General features: G+C 67.3%; 15 protein-coding genes. 7 read left to right on the forward strand and 8 right to left on the reverse strand.

Annotated elements, in window-relative coordinates; genetic code table 11:
• Positions 1-204 precede the first annotated feature (204 nt).
• A complete protein-coding gene (ptsP, locus tag Mspo_RS06570) occupies positions 205-2,472 on the reverse strand; it encodes a phosphoenolpyruvate--protein phosphotransferase (protein WP_159728053.1) in 2,268 nt (755 codons plus the stop codon).
• Positions 2,473-2,772: 300 nt separating this feature from the next.
• On the opposite strand from ptsP, the gene Mspo_RS06575 reads away from it, so the two are divergent.
• The 3 genes from Mspo_RS06575 (at position 2,773) to Mspo_RS06585 (ending at position 9,308) form a co-directional block, all read left to right on the forward strand.
• Complete coding sequence (locus Mspo_RS06575; protein ID WP_159728055.1) at positions 2,773-5,643, forward strand: sensor domain-containing phosphodiesterase; 2,871 nt, start codon at positions 2,773-2,775, stop codon at positions 5,641-5,643.
• 280 nt (positions 5,644-5,923) lie between these two features.
• Positions 5,924-8,065, forward strand: coding sequence for an NAD-dependent DNA ligase LigA (gene ligA / locus Mspo_RS06580; protein ID WP_159728057.1), 2,142 nt, complete (start codon positions 5,924-5,926; stop codon positions 8,063-8,065).
• Positions 8,066-8,297: 232 nt separating this feature from the next.
• Positions 8,298-9,308, forward strand: a complete 1,011-nt coding sequence (locus Mspo_RS06585; RefSeq protein WP_159728059.1) for a methyltransferase — start codon at positions 8,298-8,300, stop codon at positions 9,306-9,308.
• A gap of 51 nt (positions 9,309-9,359) precedes the next feature.
• Here Mspo_RS06585 and Mspo_RS06590 read toward each other — a convergent pair whose 3' ends face one another.
• Positions 9,360-10,211: an invasion associated locus B family protein gene (locus Mspo_RS06590; RefSeq protein ID WP_159728061.1), complete on the reverse strand. Its 852-nt coding sequence runs from the start codon at positions 10,209-10,211 to the stop codon at positions 9,360-9,362.
• A 126-nt stretch (positions 10,212-10,337) separates the two neighbouring features.
• Between Mspo_RS06590 and Mspo_RS06595 the strand changes: the two genes are divergently transcribed.
• Complete coding sequence (locus Mspo_RS06595; RefSeq protein WP_159728063.1) at positions 10,338-10,757, forward strand: hypothetical protein; 420 nt, start codon at positions 10,338-10,340, stop codon at positions 10,755-10,757.
• Here the strand turns inward: Mspo_RS06595 and Mspo_RS06600 are convergent.
• Positions 10,752-12,257: a methyltransferase domain-containing protein gene (locus Mspo_RS06600; protein ID WP_159728065.1), complete on the reverse strand. Its 1,506-nt coding sequence runs from the start codon at positions 12,255-12,257 to the stop codon at positions 10,752-10,754. The two genes, Mspo_RS06595 and Mspo_RS06600, sit on opposite strands and share 6 nt — an antisense overlap.
• A 107-nt stretch (positions 12,258-12,364) precedes the next feature.
• Positions 12,365-13,138 (reverse strand): bifunctional 2-polyprenyl-6-hydroxyphenol methylase/3-demethylubiquinol 3-O-methyltransferase UbiG, encoded by a 774-nt coding sequence (gene ubiG / locus Mspo_RS06605; RefSeq protein ID WP_159728272.1) that lies wholly within the window; start codon positions 13,136-13,138, stop codon positions 12,365-12,367.
• Positions 13,139-13,432: 294 nt separating this feature from the next.
• On the opposite strand from ubiG, the gene Mspo_RS06610 reads away from it, so the two are divergent.
• On the forward strand, positions 13,433-14,665 hold the full coding sequence (locus tag Mspo_RS06610) for an aspartate kinase (protein ID WP_159728067.1): 1,233 nt from the start codon (positions 13,433-13,435) through the stop codon (positions 14,663-14,665).
• A gap of 80 nt (positions 14,666-14,745) precedes the next feature.
• Entirely contained in the window at positions 14,746-15,156 is a 411-nt protein-coding gene (locus tag Mspo_RS06615) for a DUF2267 domain-containing protein (RefSeq protein ID WP_159728069.1), read from the forward strand.
• 41 nt (positions 15,157-15,197) lie between these two features.
• On the opposite strand, the gene murJ is transcribed toward Mspo_RS06615, so the two are convergent.
• Together murJ and Mspo_RS06625 are read right to left on the reverse strand one after the other, a co-directional pair.
• Positions 15,198-16,736, reverse strand: a complete 1,539-nt coding sequence (gene murJ, locus Mspo_RS06620; RefSeq protein WP_159728071.1) for a murein biosynthesis integral membrane protein MurJ — start codon at positions 16,734-16,736, stop codon at positions 15,198-15,200.
• Positions 16,737-16,899: 163 nt separating this feature from the next.
• The gene (locus Mspo_RS06625; RefSeq protein ID WP_159728073.1) at positions 16,900-17,859 is read right to left on the reverse strand and encodes a glycosyltransferase; all 960 of its coding nucleotides are present in this window, start codon (positions 17,857-17,859) and stop codon (positions 16,900-16,902) included.
• Positions 17,860-17,960: 101 nt separating this feature from the next.
• Here Mspo_RS06625 and Mspo_RS06630 point away from each other — a divergent pair, with 101 nt between their 5' ends.
• A complete protein-coding gene (locus tag Mspo_RS06630) occupies positions 17,961-18,815 on the forward strand; it encodes a ChbG/HpnK family deacetylase (protein ID WP_159728075.1) in 855 nt (284 codons plus the stop codon).
• A 51-nt stretch (positions 18,816-18,866) separates the two neighbouring features.
• Here the strand turns inward: Mspo_RS06630 and nadC are convergent, their stop codons facing one another.
• Both nadC and Mspo_RS06640 read right to left on the reverse strand, forming a co-directional pair.
• On the reverse strand, positions 18,867-19,727 hold the full coding sequence (nadC, locus tag Mspo_RS06635) for a carboxylating nicotinate-nucleotide diphosphorylase (RefSeq protein WP_159728077.1): 861 nt from the start codon (positions 19,725-19,727) through the stop codon (positions 18,867-18,869).
• Positions 19,728-19,824: 97 nt separating this feature from the next.
• Positions 19,825-21,360 carry an L-aspartate oxidase gene (locus tag Mspo_RS06640; protein WP_159728079.1) on the reverse strand — a complete coding sequence of 512 codons (1,536 nt, stop codon included), beginning with the start codon at positions 21,358-21,360 and terminating at the stop codon, positions 19,825-19,827.
• Between the last annotated feature and the right edge of the window lie 50 nt (positions 21,361-21,410).

Below are 21,410 nucleotides of genomic sequence, written 5' to 3' on the forward strand. Positions count from 1 at the left end.
GACGTGCGCGAGCGGCGCTAACGTCCTTCGTCGAGCGACGCGCAGGGCAGGGGACGCCCCCTCCCAAGCCCTCCCCCGCTGCGCGGGAGAGGGGGCAGATTCGGCATGTCATCGAGGTTTGGCGTCGCGTCGGCCGCTCCCCTTTCCCGCGGAACGCGGGGGAGGGTGGAGGGGGCCTTTCCTCGTGCGATACGATGCAAGGCGCTAGACCGGAATATCGCGCGCCGCAGCGAATTCGCGCAGCGTCTCGCGCAGGCTCGGCGCGCCGTCCTCCTTGGCGAGAAGCGAAGCGAGGAACACCTCGACCTCCTCGAGATTGACGGCGAGGATCATCGCCTTCACTGGTCCGACGGAAGAAGGCGACATGGAGAGCGAGCGATAGCCGAGCGCGAGCAGCGCCAGCGCCTCGAGCGGGCGACCGCCCATCTCGCCGCAGAGCGTCACCGTCTTGCCGGCGCGCTTGCCCGCGGCGGCGATGCGCTCCAGCGCGCGCAGCACGGGCGGGGAGAGCGCGTCATAGCGCTTGGAGACGCGCGTGTTGTCGCGGTCCGCCGCATACATGTATTGCACGAGATCATTGGAGCCGACCGACAGGAAATCGGCGCGCGCGGCGATGGTGTCGAGCTCCCATAGCAGCGAGGGCACCTCCACCATCGCCCCGAGCTGCACATCGGTCGGCGGCCTGTGGCCATGGCGCTCGAGATAGGCGCGCTCGCGCTGTGTGATCGCCTTCGCCGCCTCGAACTCGGCGACATTGGCGATCATCGGGAACATGATGCGAATGTCGCGTCCGCCGGCCGCCTTCAGCATGGCTCTGATCTGCATTCGCAGCAGGCCAGGCCGATCGAGGCCGATGCGGATGGCGCGCCAGCCGAGCGCCGGATTCTCCTCGTCGATCGTCGCCATATAGGGCAGGATCTTGTCGCTGCCTATGTCGAGCGTGCGGAAAGTGACGGGCCGGTCCTGCACCGCGTCGAACACCGCCTTATAGAGCAGGAACTGCTCGTTCATGCGCGGAAAGCGCGGCGCCAGCATGAATTGCAGCTCGGTGCGGAAAAGGCCGATGGAGCGCGCGCCCGTCTCGTGCAGATGCGGCACGTCGACGATGAGGCCGGCGTTCATATGCAGCGCGATCTCCACCCCGTCCTTGGTGACGGCGGGCACGTCGCGCAGCTTGGCGTATTGCTCCATGCGGCGGGCGCGCAGCCGCGCCTTCTCGCCATAGGCGGTCTGCACGTCCGGCGGCGGGCGGATGTGGACGTCGCCGGTCACGCCGTCGACGATGATGGCGTCGCCCGCCTCGACGAGATCGGTCACGTTGGCGGCGAGCCCGACAGTGGCGACGCCGAGCGCGCGGGCGACGATGCCGACATGGCTCGCCGGCCCGCCTTCCTCCAGCACGAGGCCGCGCAGCCGCGAGCGGTCATAGTCGAGCAGCGCGGCGGGGCCCATGTTGCGGGCGATGAGAATCGCATTCTCGGGGATCGACTCGCGGTCGGCGACATAGCTCTGCCCGGTGAGCTGATGCAGCAGGCGGTTGGCGAGATCGTCGAGATCGTGGAGACGATCGCGCAGATAGGGGTCGGTCTGGCGTTGCAGCTTGGCGCGGGCGTCGTTCTGCACGCGCTCCACCGCCGCTTCCGCGGTGAGGCCGCTCAGCACGGCCTCGTGCAGCCGTCGCACCCAGCCGCGGTCATTGGCGAAGATGCGCACGGCCTCCAGCACATCGCGATGCTCGCCGGCGCCCATGCGGTCGCCATGCGCGACCAATTCGTCGATCGAGACGCGCATCGCCTCGATCGCCGAATCGAGGCGCTGGACCTCCGCGGCTATGTCCTCGGCGATGAGCTGCTTGACCACGACGCGCGGCTCGTGCAGCACGGCGTAGCCGAGGCCGACGCCCTCGCACATGGGCGCGCCCTTGACCACCACGGGCCGGTCGAGCGCCAGGCTCTCCGGCGTCTTGGCGATCGAGCGCAATTCGCCCGAGGCGATCATCTCGGCGACGAGCATCGCCGTCGTCTGCAGCGCCTCGATCTCCTCCTCGGAATAGATGCGCCGCACCCTGTTCTGCACGACGAGCACGCCGAGCGTGTTGCCGCCGCGCAGGATCGGCACGCCGAGGAAGGAGTGGTAGATTTCCTCGCCCGTCTCCGGCCGGTAGGAGAAGGCGGGATGCTCCTGCGCCTCGGAGAGATTGAGCGGCTCGGCGTTTCTGGCGATGAGGCCGACGAGGCCCTCGCCGGCGTGCATTGTGGTCAAATGCACGGCCTCGCGATTGAGGCCTTCGGTCGCAAAGAGCTCGAGCCGCTGATCGGCGCGCAGCACATAGACCGAGCAGACTTCCGCCACCATATTGGACGCGATGAGCACGACGATCTTGTCGAGCCGCGCCTGCGCGCTCACCGGCTCCGCCATGACCTCGCGAAGCCGGCGGAGCAGCAAGCGGGGTCCGCCGAGAGCGCTACGCATCCACTTTCCTTAGTTTCGACACGCCGCAGCCGCCAGACGAGGGCGCCGCGAGGCCGCACTTCCCCAAATCTGGAGCATTTCTAAAATACCGCCTGCTCCCGATTGAGCGTATATTGGGGCCGTCCGACCTCCGCAAGCGCGGCCGATCGGCTGGGCGCCGATACGCAAAGACCATACCGGCTTGCAGACCGGCGACTTAGCCGGTACCAGTCAAACTTCAGACAAGAAGAAATCCGAAAGCCGATCGGTCCGCCCCGCGACATTCGGAATTTTCGGGCCTGAGCGCCAGAGACGAGATTCGTGCCGCTACCCAGATATCTGATCGCTCTCCTCTTTCTCGTCCTTTGCGGGTCGCAGGCCCAGGCCATCGACTCCGTGCGCGTGCCGCAGGACGCGGCGGCGATCGATCTCACCCATGCGGTCGAGAAATACTCCTCCGAAAGCGATCGCCTGCAGGTGTCGACCGCCCCCGGCTCCGACGGCATCATTCGACGCATAGAAGTGGGCGCGAAAGAGGCGGGGACCCGCCCCAGCTGGATCGTCTTCGCGCTCGCCAACGACACCGACGAGCAATTGGAGCGGCTGATCGTCGCCCCGCACTTCCGCTTGCAGGGGTCGGGAGTGATCTGGCCGGATCTCGGCGCGACGCGCATTTCGGCGATCACGGCGAGCCAGGGATTTCCGCCCGAGCATGAGGAGAGCGGGGACGCCGACGTTTTTCGCCTCACCCTCGATCCCGGCGCCACCATCACCTATGTCGCCGAGCTGCGCACGCCCAATCTGCCGCAGCTCTATCTGTGGGAGCCCGACGCCTATAAGGACAAGGTCACGAGCCTCACGCTCTACAAGGGCATAGTGATCGGCATCGCCGGCCTGCTGGCGCTGTTCCTGACGATCGTCTTCGTCGTCAAGGGCGCGGTGATCTTTCCGGCGGCGGCGGCGCTCGCCTGGTCGGTGCTCGCCTATGTCTGCATCGATTTCGGCTTCTGGGCCAAGATTTTCGGCGTCGATCCCAACGCCGACCGGATCTGGCGCGCGGGCGCCGAGACGGTGCTCTCGGCGACGCTCGTCGTCTTTCTCTTCGCCTATCTCAACCTCAACCGCTGGCATGTGCGCGCCTGGCACGTCGCGGCGCTGTGGCTGCTCATCCTCGCCGATCTCGTCGGCCTCGCCATTTTCGACGCGCCGGTGGCGGCGGGCGTCGCCCGCATCTCGCTCGCCACCGTCTCGGCGGTCGGCTTCGTGCTCGTCCTCTATCTGGCGACGCATGGCTTCGATCGCGCTATCATGTTGATTCCGACATGGTTTCTTCTTCTGCTCTGGGTCTGCGCGGCGGGCTTCACCGTGGCCGGCTGGCTGACCAATGATCTGGTCTCGCCGGCGCTGGTCGGCGGTCTCGTGCTCATCGTGATGCTGATCGGCTTCACCGTTATGCAGAATGCCTTCGCGAGCGGCGGCCTCGCCCATGGCGCGATCTCCGACATAGAGCGCAAGGCGCTGGCGCTGACGGGCGCGAACGAGATCGTCTTCGATTGGGACGTGCCGGCCGACTACATCTATGTGAGCCCGGAGGTCGAGGAGCAATTGGGCCTCGATCGCGGCGGGCTCGAGGGCGCGGCCTCCTCCTGGCTCGCCCTGCTGCATCCTTTCGAGCACGACCGCTATCGCGCTTGCCTCGACGCCCTGCTCGAGCAGCGGCGCGGGCGCATCAATCAGGAGTTCCGGCTGCGCGCCTCGGATGGCCATTATTTCTGCTATCGGTTGCGGGCGCGGCCGGTCATCGGGCAGGACGGCGAGGTCATTCGCGTCGTCGGCACGCTCACCGACGTCACCGACGAGCGAAATGCGCGGGAGCGGCTGCTCCATGACGCCGTCCATGACAATCTGACCGGCCTGCCGAATCGCGAATTGTTCTTCGACCGGCTGGAGGCGGCGCTGGTCTTCGCCGGGCTCGAGGCCGGCCTGCGGCCCACCGTGCTCGCCGTCGACATCGACCGTTTCCGCCAGATCAACGAGCAGGTCGGCGTGGCGACGGGCGATTCGATCCTGCTCACCATCGCCCATCGCCTGACCCGGCTGCTGCAGCCGCAGGACACTCTGGCGCGCCTCGACGGCGATCGTTTCGCCATCATCCTCGTCTCGGAGACCGATGTCGACCATGTGATCGCGCTGGCCGATTCGGTGCGCCGGACGCTGGCGACGCCGGTGCGCTTCACCGATCGCGAGATTTCCCTCTCCGTGTCGATCGGCGTGGCGCTCTTCGACAAGGAGCTGCATCCGGACCGCCACGACATGCTCGAGGACGCCGAGATCGCGCTGCGCCACGCCAAAAAGCTCGGCGGCAATCGCATAGAGGTCTTCCGTCCGGCGATGCGCGCGCAGCGCTCCGACCGGCTGACGCTGGAAGCCGATCTGAGGCGCGCGCTCGAGCGCGGCGAGATCAAAGTGTTCTTCCAGCCGGTGGTGCGGCTCGAGGATCGGACCATCGCCGGCTTCGAGGCGCTGCTGCGCTGGGAGCATCCGCGCCTCGGCCAGCTCGATCCGAGCGAATTCGGCCAGGTCGCGGAGCAGACGGGCCTCGTCGTCGATTTCGGCCTTTTGGCGCTCGAGCGCACCGCGCGCGAGCTCGCCGCATGGCAACGCGCGCTCGCCGTCGATCCGCCGATCTTCGCTTGCGTCGGCGTCGGCTCGCGCCAATTGCTCCGTCACGATCTGCTGCGCGACGTCAAGAGCGTGCTGATGCGCAACGACATCGTCAAAGGCAGCCTCAAGCTCGAGCTGAGCGAGGGGCTGGTGATGGAAAATCCGGAATATGCCGCGCAGATGCTGGCGCGGATCAAGGAGCTCGGCGGCGGCCTCGCGATGAGCGATTTCGGCTCCGGCTATTCCTCGCTCGGCTATCTGCAGAGCTTTCCGTTCGACACGATCAAGATCGGCCGCTCCTTCACGCGCCAGACGGGCAAGGGCTCGCGCGCGGTGATCCTGCGCTCGCTCATCGCGCTCGCCCATGATCTCGGCATGGACGTCGTCGCGGAAGGCGCGGAGACGGAATCGGATGCGATCGAGCTCTATCAGCTCGGCTGCGCCTATGCGCAGGGCTACGCCTTCGGCCGCCCGATCAGCCCGGTCGAGGCGCGCAGGCTCGTCGGCGCGGCGCCGGAGGCCGCGTAGGGCGGGGACGCGGACCTGGGACGTCCCCTTCTTTCACCTGTGGGAGAAGGTGGCCCGACGAAGTCGGGTCGGATGAGGGCCGCTGCGAATATCGCAATCTCGACCTCTTTGCGTCGCCGCGCGAATGATCGTAAACGGCTGATGTGGCGCGAGCCCTCATCCGACCCCGCCAGAGCCCGTCGTTTGCGACGGGCGTCCTCACGGTCGCCCTTTGGCGGGGCCACCTTCTCCCGCAGGCGGGAGAAGGGGCGCGCGCTGGTTTTGAAGCTCGGAAGTCGTCATGAGCGCTGATGATGGTCGTCCTTCCCGTAAGCGCGGAGAAAGGGACCCCACGCCGATCGAAGATCTCTCGCCGCGCCGTGCGAAGCTCGAATATACGCGGCTCGCGGAGGAGATCGCCGAGCACGATCGCCGCTATTATCAGGAAGACGCGCCGGCGGTCAGCGACGCCGAATATGACGCGCTGCGCCAGCGCTATGAGGCGCTGGAAAAGGCATTTCCCGAACTCGTTTCCGACGCTTCACTGACGCGCACAGTCGGCGCCGCGCCGGCGGAAAAATTCCGCAAAATCCGCCATGTCGTGCCGATGCTCTCGCTCGGCAACGTCTTTGCGGATGAAGAGGTCCACGAATTCGTCGCGCGCGTGCGGCGGTTCCTGGGCTTTGCCGACGAAGCGCCGCTCTTCTTCACCGCCGAGCCGAAAATCGACGGCCTCTCCTGCTCGCTGCGCTATGAGAAGGGTGTTCTCGTCTCCGCGGCGACGCGCGGCGACGGCTATGAGGGCGAGGACATCGCCGCCAACATCCGCACGCTCGAGGAAATCCCTCAGCGCCTGCATGGCGAGGTCTGGCCCGACGCGCTCGAGGCGCGCGGCGAGGTCTATATGCGGCGCGAGGATTTTTTCGCGCTCAATGAGCGGCAGGCGGCGGCGGGCAAGCCGCTCTTCGCCAATCCGCGCAATTCCGCCGCCGGCTCGCTGCGCCAGCTCGATCCGAGCGTGACCGCGAGCCGGCCGCTGCGCTTCTTCGCCTATGGCTGGGGCGAGGTGAGCGTCATGCCGGCCGACACGCAATATGGCATGGTGCAGGCGCTGGCGAGCCTCGGCCTGCCGACCAATCCGCTGACCCGGATCTGCTCCAGCGCCGACGAGATGCTCGCGCATTATCGCGATATCGAAGCGCGCCGCGCGACGCTCGGCTATGACATAGACGGGGTCGTCTACAAGGTCGACGACATCGGCTTGCAGATTCGTCTGGGCTTCGTCTCGCGCGCGCCGCGCTGGGCGGTGGCGCATAAATTTCCGGCCGAGCAGGCGATGACCATCGTGCGCGGCATAGACGTCAATGTCGGCCGCACCGGCGCGCTGACGCCGATCGCGCGGCTGGAGCCGGTGACGGTCGGCGGCGTCGTCGTCTCCAACGCCACGCTCCACAATGAGGACGAGATCGCGCGCAAGGATGTGCGCATCGGCGACACTGTGGTCGTGCAGCGCGCCGGCGACGTCATTCCGCAGATCGTCGAGGTCGTTCTCGATAAAAGGCCGGAGGGGACGCAGCCTTATGATTTCCCCCATGTCTGCCCGGCCTGCGGCTCGGCGGCGCTGCGCGAGATCGACGAGAAGACCGGCGAGGCCGATGTCGTGCGCCGCTGCACGGGCTCGCTCGTCTGCCCGGCGCAGGCGATCGAACGGCTGAAGCATTTCGCCTCGCGCAACGCCATGGACATAGAGGGGCTCGGCGACAAGCAGATCGAGGCCTTCTTCAACGAGGGGCTCATCCGCACGGCCTCCGAGATTTTCACGCTCGAGGCGCGCGACGAGCAGAGCCTCACGAAGTTGAAGAATCGCGAGGGCTATGGCGAGACCTCGGTGCGCAATCTTTTCGCCGCCATAGACGCGCGGCGCAGCGCCCCGATCAATCGTTTCCTCTATGCGCTCGGCATTCGCCATGTCGGCGAGACCAACGCCAAGCGCCTCGCGCGGCATTTTGCGGATTTCGCGAGCCTGCGCGAGACCGCGCGCGAGGCCGCGCCGGGAAGCGAGGCGCGCGAGCGCGTCGAATCGATCGAAGGCATTGGCGGCGTCGTCGCCGAGGCGCTCTATGATTTCTTCGCCGAGCCGCATAATGAGCGCGAGATCGACGCGCTGCTGGCGCATGTCTCGCTCGAGCCCATGCCGCAGATCGAGAGCGCCTCGCCCGTCGCCGGCAAGACGGTGGTGTTCACCGGCGCGCTGGAGCGGCTGACGCGCGAGGAGGCCAAGGCGCAGGCCGAGCGTTTCGGCGCCAAGATTTCCGGCTCCGTGTCGAAGAAGACCGATCTCGTCGTGGCCGGGCCGGGCGCGGGCTCCAAGCTCGCCAAGGCCAAGGAGCTCGGCGTCGAGGTCATCAGCGAGGAGGAATGGTTTTCTCGCACCGGGCAGTGATCTTCGCCATGTCGACCGATGTGTCGCGAAATGGTAAGACGACCCGGTCATTTCAAAGTAGAGGGCGCGCCCTCGCGCAGCGAGGGTCGGATGAGGGACCGACCCGTCGCGGCAATCTCGAAAAATTTTCGAAGAGCCGCGACCGCCCTCATCCGACCCCGCTTCGCGGGGCCACCTTCTCCCACGAGTGGGAGAAGGAGACGCGCGCCGATTGCCGCTTGTGAGGACAAAGATGACGAACGAGCTTTCCCCGGAAAAAATTCTCGGCCTCGGTTTCGGCTTTTGGAATTCTAAAACCTTGCTCTCGGCCGTGGAGCTCGGCCTCTTCACTGTTCTGGCCGAAGCGCCGGCCGACGCCGAAACCTTGCGCCGCCGCCTCGGCCTGCATGAGCGCTCGGCGCGCGACTTCTTCGACGCGCTGGTGGCGCTCGGAATGCTCGAGCGCGAGAACGGCCTCTATCGCAATACGGCGGAGACCGACCTCTTCCTCGATCGCGCCAAGCCGAGCTATGTCGGGCAAATATTGGAAATGTCCAATGCGCGGCTGTTCGCGAGCTGGAGCCGCTTGACCGAGGCGCTGAGGACCGGCGAGGCGCAGAGCGAGAACGCCGCCGACAAGGATTTCTTCGGCTCCCTCTACGCCGATCCGGATCGGCTGCGCGGCTTTCTGACGGCGATGAGCGGCATCAGCGCCGGGCCGGCGCAGGCCATCGCCGCGAAATTTCCGTGGAAGGATTATAAGAGCTTCGTCGACGTCGGCGCGGCGCAGGGCATGGTTCCGGTCACTGTCGCGCGCATCCATTCGCATTTGACGGGCGGCGGCTTCGATCTGCCGCAGGTGCGGCCGATCTTCGAGGATTTCGTCGCGCAGAACGGGCTTTCGGATCGGCTGCGCTTCTATGCGGGCGATTTCTTCGAGGATGAGCTGCCGAAGGTCGATGTCATCGTCATGGGGCATATTCTCCACGACTGGAACCTCGATGAGAAGCGGCATCTCCTCGCCAAGGCCTATGCGGCGCTGCCGAAGGGCGGGGCGCTCATCGTCTATGAGGCGCTCATCGACGACGAGCGCAGGACCAACGCCTTCGGCCTGCTGATGAGTCTCAATATGCTGATCGAGACGCCCGGCGGCTTCGATTACACCGGCGCGGACTGCCAGGGCTGGATGCGCGAGGCCGGCTTCTCGCAGACGCGCGTCGAGCATCTCATTGGGCCGGATTCGATGGTCATCGCCGTGAAGTGACGCGGCTTCCGGCCCGTCATTGCTTCGCTGCGCTCGCAATGACGGCGTAGGTCAGGGGCATTCCTTCTGGACGCGGCCGAGCGCGTCGGAGAGGCCCTTCAGCGAATAAAGGTCGGTCGTCATATTGCCCTTGGCGGAGGGGGCTTTGACGGTGAGCTTGGCGCCGTTCTTCAGCGCCTCGACGAATTCCTTTTCCTTCGCCGGATTCTTCACCCAGGCGTTGGCGCCTTTGGTGACGAGCTCGAAACTGTCGCCGTCTATGTCGGCGCTCGCCGCGCCGCCGTCCTTGGCCGTGAAGCCGAGGATGATCGCCACCTCGTTGCGCACGCCCTCGGCCGGCCGCGTCGAGATGAAAATATAGGCCTTGTCGCGTTGCAGCTTCGCCGGCTGGCGGTCCTTCGGCTCGGCGAGCGCATAGCAGGTCTTGTCCTTGCCCTGACCATGGGCGGTCATCGCGTTCCAGTCGCCGTAGGAGCCGACGGCGGTCGGCGTTTTGGCGGCGGCCTTCTCCTTCTCGGCGGGCTTGTCCTTGCCGTTGCTGGCGTCCTTGCCATTCTTGGCGTCTTTGCCGTTCTTGGCGTCCTTGCCCTTCGCGGACTTGCCGGTCTTGTCCTTGCCGCCGGCGTCTTCCGCGGCCTCGGATTTTTTCGCTTCGGCGGTTTTCTTCGTGTCCGTCGGCTTCTTGGCGTCTGCGGGCTTTTTCGAAGCGTCGGGCTTTTTCGCTTCGCTCGGCTTGCCGAGGTCCGTTTTCTTCGCCTCCGGCTTGGCCGCCTTCTTCTTGTCGGCCTTGGCGTCGGAGGCCGCTTCGTCGGCCGCCGGCTTTTCTTTCGCGAGCGCCGGAGCCGCGACGCAAAGGCCGAGGCCGGCCGCGAGAACGAGGGGAAGGAAAGTCTGGCGAATCATGGAGCAAAGTTTATCGTCCGAGCCTGTGGCGAACCAGTGGCGGAGACGCGTCCGATGGTCGCCCGTATGGAATGTTTCCTGCTTGGAGCGAGCGCGCGAAACTCTCGCGCGAGACGGGGCGTTTCCATGGCCAGACGGCATGTTCTCTATATCGAGCGCGGCGGACTGCCGGACCGCGCCGCGCATCAGAAGGCGATCGACGCGACCAAGATCGGAGTCGCGCTGGATCACGACTATGCTCCCTTCGCCGTCGAGGGCTATCTGCCCTGCACATTCGACGGCGAGGACGCCGGCTTCGACATTCGTTTCTCCGAGCGCGATCCGGCGGCGCCCTTGTCGCCGTCGCTCGCCGAGGCGATCGGCGGCCGCGACGCCCAGATCGCGATCAAGTGGTCGAGCGATCCCCGCGAGAAGATCGCGGCTCTGGCCTTCAGCGCCGCGCTCGCCGTGGATTTCGGCGCCGTCGTCCATGATCCGGACGCCGACAAGATAATCGCCGCCGACGCGCTGCTGAAGCAGGCGAAGGCGGCGCTCGAAGAATTATAGGCTCTCGCGCCGCCGCAGCAGGACCAGCCGGCCGTCGACCGGCCGGTTGGCCTCGATGCGGATCGTCGTCGCCTCAAAGGCGAGCGGGACGAAGTCCTTTTCCCACCGCCTTGCGACATAGGCCGGATCATGCGCGAAGCGGCCGGAGGGCGCGAGCGTATAATCGGCTCCTACGCCGGCCTCGAAGCTGAAGGCGAAGACGCCGTCCGGGGCGAGACGGGAGGCCACGCCTTCGAACAAAGCCGAGAAATCGCCGAGATAGATGAGCATGTCGAGCGCGACGATCAGATCGAAGCGCTCGCCGGCGGCGGCGAGAAACTCCTCGGCGTCCTGCTCGATCAGCCGGGCGTAGATCTGGCGCTCGTGCGCCTTCTCCAGCATTTTGGGGGAGAGATCGAGACCGACGAGCTCCGCGCCGAAGGAGGCGAGCATTGTCGCCGCCAGCCCCGTGCCGCATCCCAGATCGAGGATGCGGGGGAAGGAGCGGCCGGTCGCGGCCAGCAGCGGCCGCAATGTGTCCGGCAACCGATAGTCGAGCGTCTCGACGACATGGCGGTCGAAGTGGGGCGCAAATTTGTCGAAGCAGTCGGCGATATAGGCGCGCGAGGCGCGTTCTGGCTGCCGGCCGCGCAGCGCGTCGAGATGAAAGGGGATGATCGTATCCTCGGGCGTCGCGCGCAGCAGCGCCTCGCCGAAGCGGGTCGCCGCTTCCTTGTGGCCGAAGCCGCAGAGCGCATGGAAAACGAAGCGGCCGATGCGCTCCTCGCTCTCCGCGTGAGGGCCGGCGGCGCGGCGATAGGCGGCGAAGGCCTGCTCGGGCGTTTCCCGGAGCGCCGTCTCGACGCAGAGCGCCAGCGCATATTTGCGGATGATCGGCGCTTTGTCGGGCAGGCCTTCGGCGGCGCGCTCGAATGCGGCGCGCGCCTCGGCGAAATGTCCGATGAGATAAAGCGTCTGGCCGTAGCAGGCGGCGATCGCCGGAGTGGCGGCGCCGCGCTCCATCGCGGCGCGCAGCAGCGCCACCGCCTCGTCATAGCGCCGGCTTTCGAGACAGATGAGGCCGAGGCCTGTCGCCGCTTCGGGGGAGGCGGGGTCGAGGTCGAGCGCGGCGCGGTAGGCGTGCTCGGCGGTCGCGGTCTCGCCGATGTCGTTGCAGAGGCTCGCGACGGTGAGCCAGACCTGGATCCGGCTCGGATCGCGCTCGATCGAGGCGATGAAGCAGGCCAGCGCGTCGGCCTTGCGGCCATCGAGCCAGAGCACGGCGCCGAGGTCCGCGAGCAGGGCGGGGTCTTCCGGCGTCAGCGAGGCCGCCGTCGTCAGCGCGGCGACCGCGCCGGTCACGTCGCCCTCCCGCCAGAGGCCGAGGCCGAGATAGCGCAGCGCCTTGACCGGCGATTGGCCGGCGTCGATCATTTCAGCGAAATGTGGAAAGCGCGCGCGCCAGACGGCGAGTGTGTCGACGAGGTCCGGCGGCGACGGCGGAGAAATATGCAGACTCATTAGTCTATGCTCCCGAAACAATCGGGACATAGTCTGCCGGCCGGAGCTGACGTCAGGCTGGTCTGACCGCTCTTCTGGTCCGCCGCCCGGCCGAGCACAGGTCGCCGTTATTCCGGCTTCCCGGCCGCCATCATGTAATTGACGTCGGTGTCGCGGCTCCTCCGCCAGCTGCGCGTCAGCGGTTGGAAGCTCATGCCGGCGCGGTCGATCTCGCGCATTCCGGCGCGGCGCAGCCAGGCGGACAATTCGTCCGGCCGCACGAATTTGTCGTGGTCGTGCGTGCCGCGCGGCACCCAGCCGAGCACATATTCCGCGCCCAGTATCGCCAGCGCATAGCTCTTCAGCGTGCGGTCGATGGTGGCGAGGAAGAGCAGGCCGCCAGGCTCGACGAGCGAAGCCAGCGTGGCGATGAAGTCGCGCTGGCCCTCGACATGCTCCAGCACCTCCATGGCGACGACGATGTCGAAGCGGGCGCCGTCCTCGGCCAGCGCCTCGGCGGTGGTGTTGCGATAGACGATGTCGAGCCCGGAGCGCTCGGCGTGACGGCGCGCGACCTCTATGTTGTTGGGGGCGGGATCGATCGCGCTCACCTGCGCGCCGATCTCGGCCAGCGATTCGCTCAAAATGCCGCCGCCGCAGCCTATGTCCACGAGGCGCAGGCCCTCGAGCGGCTGCGCCTCATGGCGGTCGCGCGGCGCGCCGTCGACGCGGAAATGCCGGCACGCGAGATCGCGAATATAATGGACGCGGACCGGATTGATGTCGTGCAGAATGCCCATTTTGCCCGAGGCGTCCCACCAGAGCTCGCCGAGCCGGTCGAAACGGTCGACGTCGGCGGGATCGACGCTGGCGGAACGGGGGCGGTCATGATGCTGCGGCACGCGGGTCCTCTTTCGTTCGGCCTCGGCGGCCGCTCTCGCCATCTGGAACTCTCCCTCGCGCTTCGAGACGGCTCCTTTGGAGCCACCTCGGCATGAGGGAGCGGATTGCTCCCTTCACCACTGGTGCTCTCATGCCGAGGAGCCCGCGCAGCGGGCGTCTCGAAGCACGCGGAACTCCGCCGCGGCGTTGACACCGGCGGCGGGGGCGTCACATATACGCCCGCTTTTGGTCGGATGCGAGCGGCCATCCGGCTCGCCCGCGAGCCGGGCCCGTCTTTCCAATCTAGGTCGGTCATGGCTCGTCTGGTGATGAAGTTCGGCGGCACCTCGGTCGCCAATGTGGAGCGCGTCCGCAATGTCGCGCTGCATGTGAAGCGCGAGGTCGAGGCGGGGCACAGCGTGGCCGTCGTGGTCTCGGCCATGTCCGGCAAGACCAATGAGCTCGTCGCCTGGTGCAAGGACGCCGCCGCCCTGCACGATCAGCGCGAATATGACGCCGTCGTCGCCTCCGGCGAGCAGGTGACGGCCGGGCTTCTCGCCATCGCCTTGCAGAACATCGGCATTGCGGCGCGCTCCTGGCAGGGCTGGCAGATCCCGATCCTGACCTCCGACGCCCATGGCTCGGCGCGCATCCAGTCGATCGACGGCTCCGCCCTCGTCGCCGGCTTCGAGCGCGGCGAGGTCGCCGTCATCGCCGGCTTCCAGGGAATTCACCAGCCGAGCGGCCGCATCACGACGCTCGGCCGCGGCGGCTCGGACACGAGCGCCGTCGCCATCGCCGCGGCGATAGAGGCGGACCGCTGCGACATTTATACGGATGTCGACGGCGTCTACACCACCGATCCGCGCGTCGTTCCCAAGGCGCGGCGCATGGACCGCATCGCCTTCGAGGAGATGCTGGAAATGGCCTCGCTCGGCGCCAAAGTGCTGCAGGTGCGCTCGGTCGAGGCGGCCATGGTGCATGGGGTCCGCACCTTCGTCCGCTCGTCCTTCGACGATCCGGCCCGTCCCAACAGCGGCACGCTGATCTGCAAAGAGGAGGATATCGTGGAAGCCCAGGTCGTGACAGGCATCGCCTTCTCGCGCGACGAGGCGCAGATCACGCTTCGCGGCGTCGCCGACAAGCCGGGCGTCGCCGCGGCCGTCTTCGTGCCGTTGGCGGAGGCCGGCGTCAATGTCGATATGATCGTGCAGGTCGCCTCGGAAGATACGATGACCGACATGACCTTCACCGTGCCGGCCGCCGAATATGAGCGTTGCCTCTCTATTCTGGAGAAGGCCAAGCCGTCGATCGGCTACGCCGGGCTCGCGGGCGCCAAGGATGTGGCCAAGGTCTCGGCGATCGGCATCGGCATGCGCAGCCATGCCGGCGTCGCCGCTCGCGCTTTCAAGGCGCTCGCCGACAAGGGCGTGAACATCCGCGCCATCACCACCTCGGAAATCAAATTCTCCGTGCTGATCGACGCCGCCTATACGGAGCTCGCCGTGCGCACGCTGCACTCGCTCTACGGCCTCGACGCCGAGTGAGGCGAGGCAGCCGGCTGCGAATTTGTCGCAATCGCCGAATAATCGTCGAGGCCGAGCTTTTTTCGAAAGAGGAGTAGAGCATGGAAGAATTGATCGCCCGCATTTCCGCGGCGCTGGGCGTCGCGCCCGAGACCGCGCGCCTCGCCGTGGGCCATGTGCTCGGCTTCTTCCGCAAGGAGTTTCCCGACGGCCCGGTGGCCGAGCTCATCGCCAAGCTGCCCGGAGCGGATGAGACGATCGCCGCCGCCGAGGCCGCTCCGGCCGCGGATGGCGGTCTGCTCGGCGGATTGCTGGGCGGGCTCGGCGGCCTCGTCGGCGGCTCCAAGGGCGATCTGATGGCGCTCGCCGGGCGCCTCTCCAGCATCGGCCTCTCGATCGACCAGAGCCAGGCGCTCGCCAAGGAATTCTTCGCCCATGCAGAGGGCCTCATCGGCAAGGAGAAGCTGAAGGAAATTTCCGACAGCGTGCCGGGCCTGTCGCAGTTTTTGTGATGCGGCCGTCATTGCGTGGCTCCGCGCAATGACGCCGCCTTTCAGCCGCGCGATCGTCGCAGCTCGGACAGGCGCAGGCCGAAGACGCGCAGCGAGAGGGCGAGGACGCTCCCATAGACGAGCGCCCCCGCCGCTCCGAGCGCGAGCAGCGCGGCAATGTCGCGCAAGGGGCCGAGACGCCGAGCCAGCGCCATTGCCGGTCCATAGCCATAGATCGCCGTCGCCAGCAGCGGAACGCAGGCGCAGAGGCTCGCGAGCGCAACGCGCAGAAACGTCGCGTCGAAGCGCATCGCGCCGCGACGCAGCGCGAGGCCGATCAGCGCCGCGAGATTGATCCAGAGGCCGACGGAGGTCGCCGTCGCGAGGCCCGGCGCGCCCATGGGTCGATAGAGCGCGATCTTCAGCGCGACATTCACGGCCACCGCGCCGAGCGCGACATACATGGGCGTCTTGGTGTCGCCATGCGCCTGGAAGCTCGCGCGCGCCGAGGCGATCAGCACCAGCGCCATCAGCCCGCCGCCATAGGCCGCGAGCACATCCGCCGCGGCGATCGCGTCGGCGCGGGTGAAGGCGCCGCGCTCGAAGACGCCGCTCATGATGAGCTCGGGGATCGTCACGAAGGCGACGAAGAAAGGCGCGGCCAGCGCGATGGTGAGCGCCATCACGCGATTTTGCGCCGCATGGGCGCCGTCCTCGTCGCCGGCGGCGATGCGGCGGCTCATTTCCGGCAGCAGCACAGTGCCGGCGGCGAGACCGATGACGCCATTCGGCAGCTGATAGATGCGGTCGGCGTAATTGATCGAGGAGACGCCTCCGTCCGGCAGCATGGAGGCGATGATCGTGTCGGCGAAAATCGCGATCTGCCCACTCGCCGAGCCGATCACCGCCGGTCCGAGCATCAGGAAGAACTCGCGCACGCGCTTCCAATGCGGCCACGCGAGCCCTGCCAGCACGCCGATCATGCGGGCGTCGGCCATGAGCAGGGCGAGCTGCAGAACGCCCGAGATCGTCACGCCCCAGGCCGCGGCGGCGGCGGCGCTCGGAAAGAGGAAAGCGACGGCGAGCGCCGCCATCATGGAGAGATTGAGCAGATTGGGCGCGAAGGCCGGCGCGGCGAATCTTCCATTGGCGTTGAGCGCGCCCTGATGCAGCGTGACCAGGGTCATGCAGAGCAGATAGGGAAAGGTGATGCGCGTCAGCGAGACGGCGAGCGCGAATTTTTCCGGACGATCGTCGAGGCCCGGCGCGAGCAGGGCGACGAATTGCGGCATGAGGGCGTAGGCGAGCGCGAGCAGCGCGATCTGCGAGGCGAGCAGAAGCGTGAACACCTCGCTCGAGAACGCCTTCGCCGAATTTTTTCCCTGCTGCTCGAGCGCCTTGGCGTAGCAGGGCACAAAGGCGGCGTTGAAGGCGCCTTCGCCGAAAATGGCGCGGAAATGGTTGGGCAGGCGAAAGGCGATGAAGAAAGCGTCCGCCGCGAGCCCGGCGCCGAGAATGGCCGACAGCATCACATCGCGCAAAAAGCCGGTGATGCGCGAGAGCAGCGTGAAGCCGCCGACGGAGAGGAGATTGCGGATCATCGGCGCCCGCCGCGCTCCACCCTCCCCTCGAGGGGGAGGGTCGGACGGCGGAGCCGTCCGGGGTGGGGTGAATTCCCGAGTCTCGGGAGGTCACCCCCTCCCGCTCGCCTTCGGCGATCGACCTCCCCCCTCGAGGGGGAGGTGGGGCGCTCGCGCTCGGTCATCACTGCTCCTCCACGCCCACATGCTCGGCGATGAGATAGAGCGGGCGTCCCTTCACCTCGGCGAAGATGAGGGCGATATATTCGCCGAGCACGCCCAGCGAGAATAGCTGCATTCCGCCGAAAAAGGCGATGGAGACGATGAGCGAGGCGTAGCCGGGCACATCCACGCCATAGAAGACCGTGCGCCAGAAATAATAGGCCGCCATCGCCAGGGCGAAGGTCGAGACGGCGATCCCGACCACCGCCCAGACCTTCAGCGGCACGGAGGAGAAGGACATGAGCCCGTCGAGCGCGAAGCGGACGAGCTTGGCGTAGTTGAATTTGGAGCGGCCGGAGGCGCGCTCCTCCACCTCGAAGGGGACGCCGATCGATTTGAAGCCGATCCAGGCGAAGAGCCCCTTCGAGAAGCGGGCCCGCTCGCGCATACGCGAGAGCGCGTCGATCGCCTGACGGTCGAGCAGGCGGAAATCGCCGGCGCCGCGCGGCAGCGGCGTCTCGCCGAAGCGGTCGAATAGGCCGTAAAAGAGCTTGGCGAAGAGCGTGCGCAGCAGCGGTTCGCCGGCGCGGTCGCGGCGCACGCCATAGACGTTTCTGTAGCCCTCGCGCCATTTGGCGACGAATTGCGCGATCGTCTCCGGCGGGTGCTGCAGATCGGCGTCCATCAGCACGACGGCGGCGCCGCGCGCATGGTCGAGCGCGGCGGCGATGGCGATCTCCTTGCCGAAATTGCGGCTGAAGGAGACCGCTTTGACGCGGGTGTCCTCGGCGTGCAATTCGCGCAGCCCCGCGAGGGTCGCGTCCGAGGAGCCGTCGTCGACGAAGACGATCTCGAAGGAGGCGGCGACCTGCTCGAGCACAGGCTTCAGCCTTGCGACGAGCGGGCGAAGATTGGCCGCCTCGTTGAAGACCGGAATGGCTACGGATATTTCCGGAGGCGGATTTTCGGCTTTATCGACCATCGCTCGCCTTATAGGTTCGATCCGGGCAAGACCTAGGCGGGCGCGCCAGAATGCGCAAGCGCGTCGAGGGGGTGGGGAAGGGCGAGGGACGAGGAAGAAAGATGGCGGCGCAACGTTCGATCGCGCTCTGCGCGGACGATTATGGGCTTTCGATGGGCGTCAGCCTCGGCATTCTCGAGGCGCTGGACGCAGGACGGCTCACGGCGGTCTCGGCGTTGACCAACGCCGAGCGCTGGCCGGCCATGGGTCGGGAGCTGGCGCGCCGCCGCCACGACGCCGATATCGGCGTCCATTTCAATCTGACGCTCGGGCGCCCGCTCGCCAATATGCCGAAATTCGCGCCCGGCGGCGTGTTTCCGCCGTTGCGCGAGGTGATTCGCGCCGCCATGCGCGGCAGACTGCCGATGGAGGAGATCAGCGCCGAGATCGACCGTCAGATCGACCGTTTCTATGCGGTGATGGGCCGCGCGCCGGACCATCTCGACGGGCATCAGCATGTGCATGCGCTGCCCGGCGTGCGCACCGCTCTCTTCGACGCGCTGGAGAAGCGCGGGCTCACGGGAGAGAAGATCTGGCTGCGCGACGCGGGCGACAGAATGCATCGCATCGTGATTCGCGGCGCCGACATGCGCAAGGCGCTGGCGGTGCGCGCCATCGGCCGCGGCTATCGCGGCGAGGCGACGGCGCGGGGGTTCCTGCTGAACGAAGGTTTCGCCGGTTTCTCCGATTTCGATCCGCAGAGCGATTACGCCGCGCGTTTCGAAGCCTATCTGCGCGCGCCCGGCGAGCGTCATCTCGTGATGTGCCATCCCGGCCGCGTCGACGAGGATTTGCGCGCGCAGGATCCGGTGACGGTGACGCGCGAGCAGGAGCTCGCCTTTCTCCTCTCGCCGCGCTTCGAGGAGGTGATGACCAATCGCAGCGCCGCGCTCGGTCGTTTGAGGCGTGAGGTGTGAAATCATCATGAGTGGTGAGTGGTGAATAGGGCGTGGCGGGCGAGCTACTCACTACTCACCGATCTCAATGTCGAGGCCGAGGTCGAGCGTGCGCGCCGAATGGGTGAGCGCGCCGACGGAAATCAGATCGACGCCCGTCTCCGCTATCGCCGCGATCGTCTCCAGCGTGACGCCGCCGGAAGCTTCGGCCAGCATCCTTCCGCCGATCATCGCGACCGCGGCGCGCAGCAAGTCCGGCGGCATATTGTCGAGCAGCACGATATCCGCGCCTTCGGCGAGGACTTCTTCCAACTGCTCGAGCGTATCCACCTCTATCTCGATCTTCATCATATGGCCGGCGAAAGCCTTGGCCGCGCGCAAGGCGGGACCGACGCCGCCGGCGACGGCGATGTGATTGTCCTTGATGAGCAGCGCGTCATCGAGGCCGAAGCGGTGATTGGCGCCGCCGCCGCAGCGCACCGCATATTTCTCGAAAGCGCGCAGCAGCGGCGTCGTCTTGCGGGTGTCGCAGACCTTCGCCTTCGTATGCGCGATTTTCTCGGCGTAGCGCGCCGTCAGAGTGGCGACGCCGCAGAGTCGGCCGAGAAAATTCAAGGCGACGCGCTCGGCCGAGAGAATGGCGCGCGCCGGCCCTTCGACGTGGGCGAGCACATCGCCTTCGCCGATGCGCGCGCCATCCTGCGTCGCCAAGGTGACGACGATGGAGGGATCGACGAGGCGAAAAGCGGTGGATGCGACGGCGAGGCCCGCGACGACGCCGGCTTCGCGCGCGGCGATGACGGCGCGGGCGCGGGCAGTCTCGGGGATGGTCGCTTGCGTCGTGATGTCGCCGGCCCGGCCGAAATCCTCGGCGAGAGCGGCGCGCACGACATCCTCGATATGAGGGGCGGGGAGCGTCCAGCGGGCGGTCATCGAGTGACCCGAACAGAAGCGAGCCTGAAGGCTCGCGGTCCGACGCGCGCTTTGGACCGCGAGCCTTCAGGCTCGCTTCGATAGCCCTGCAACTTGATCATTTCAGCGCCTCCTCGGCGATGGCGCGCGCCTGTGTCTCGGTCAGATAGGAGCGATGCGCGAGAGCGTCCTCGGCCTGTGGGAAATCGGAGCGGAAATGCGCTCCGCGGCTCTCGCGCCGGGTCAGCGCCGCGCTCGTCACCAGCAGCGCGGTCAGCGCCATATTGCGCAAATGCGCATGGGTCGCCGCCGCCTCTATGCGCAATATCGCTCGCGCCGCGCGCGTCAGCCCCGCTCGATCGCGAATGACGCCGACGTCGCGCGCCATCACATCGCGCAGCTCGTCGACGAGGCCCTGGTCCGGCGCTCCCGTTTCGTCTCGCGCCGGGGCGGACGAGGGCGGCGCGGTCTCGAGGCTCGGCTCGCCCATGTCCTTGGCGATGCGCGCCGCGAACACCACCGCCTCGAGCAGCGAATTGGAGGCGAGGCGATTGGCGCCATGCACGCCGGTCGAAGCGACTTCTCCGGCCGCCCAGAGCCCGGCGAGCGACGTTCGCCCGCGCGCGTCGGTCACGACGCCGCCCATGTGATAATGCGCGGCGGGCGCGATCGGAATGGGCGCGGTCACTGGATCGACGCCGCCGGCCAGGCAGCTCGCATAGACGGTCGGAAAGCGCGCGGGAAACTCCGCGCCGACAGTGGCGCGCGCGTCGAGAAAGGCGCCGCGCCCGGCGGCGATTGAGGCGAAGACGCCGCGCGCGACGATGTCGCGCGGCGCGAGCTCGGCGGCCGGGTCGATGTCGGCCATGAAGCGATGGCCGGAGCGATCGACGATGATCGCGCCTTCGCCGCGCAGCGATTCGGTCGCCAGCGGCGCCGGGTCGACGCCTATGTCGATCGCGGTCGGATGAAACTGCACGAATTCCGCGTCGGCGATCAGCGCGCCGGCGCGCGCCGCCATCGCGAGGCCGGCGCCGCACGCCTCTCTCGGATTGGTGGTGACGCGATAGAGATGGCCGATCCCGCCTGTCGCCAGCACGATCGCGGAAGAGAAGAAGTCGCGGAGAAGACCGTCGCGCCCGCTCGCGCGCAGACCGATGACGCGGCCGTCGCCGGTCAGCAATTCACGCGCGGAATAGCCCTCCAGCAATTCGATCGAGGGCGCCGCGCGCACGCGGGCGACGAGCGTCTCCATTATGGCGCGGCCGGCCGTGTCGCCCTTCACGCGCACGATGCGCCGCTCGCTATGGGCAGCCTCGCGCGAGGGCGTGAATGCGCCGTCGGCGCGATCGAAGGGCACGCCATAGGAGAGGAGATCGTCGATGCGCGCGCGCGCCTCGCGCGCGACGCCGAGCGCGACTTCGGCGTCGACGATTCCGGCGCCGGCCTTCAGCGTGTCCTCGGCGTGGCGCTCTGGCGAATCCGTGTCGAGCACCGCCGCCGCCACGCCGCCCTGCGCCCAGAAGGAGGCGGCGCCTTCGTCGATCGAGCCGGGGGTCAGCACGGCGACGCGGCGCGGCGCGAGCTTCAGCGCGCAGAACAGGCCGGCGAGGCCGCCGCCGACGATGAGGATGGGAGGAGCCTGCGTCACCATTGCGAAAGCTCCCGAGCGAGCGCCGCGCCCCCTCCCTCACCCTCCCCCGC

The organism is Methylosinus sp. Ce-a6 (assembly GCF_009811655.1).
Taxonomy (GTDB): Bacteria; Pseudomonadota; Alphaproteobacteria; order Rhizobiales; family Beijerinckiaceae; genus Methylosinus.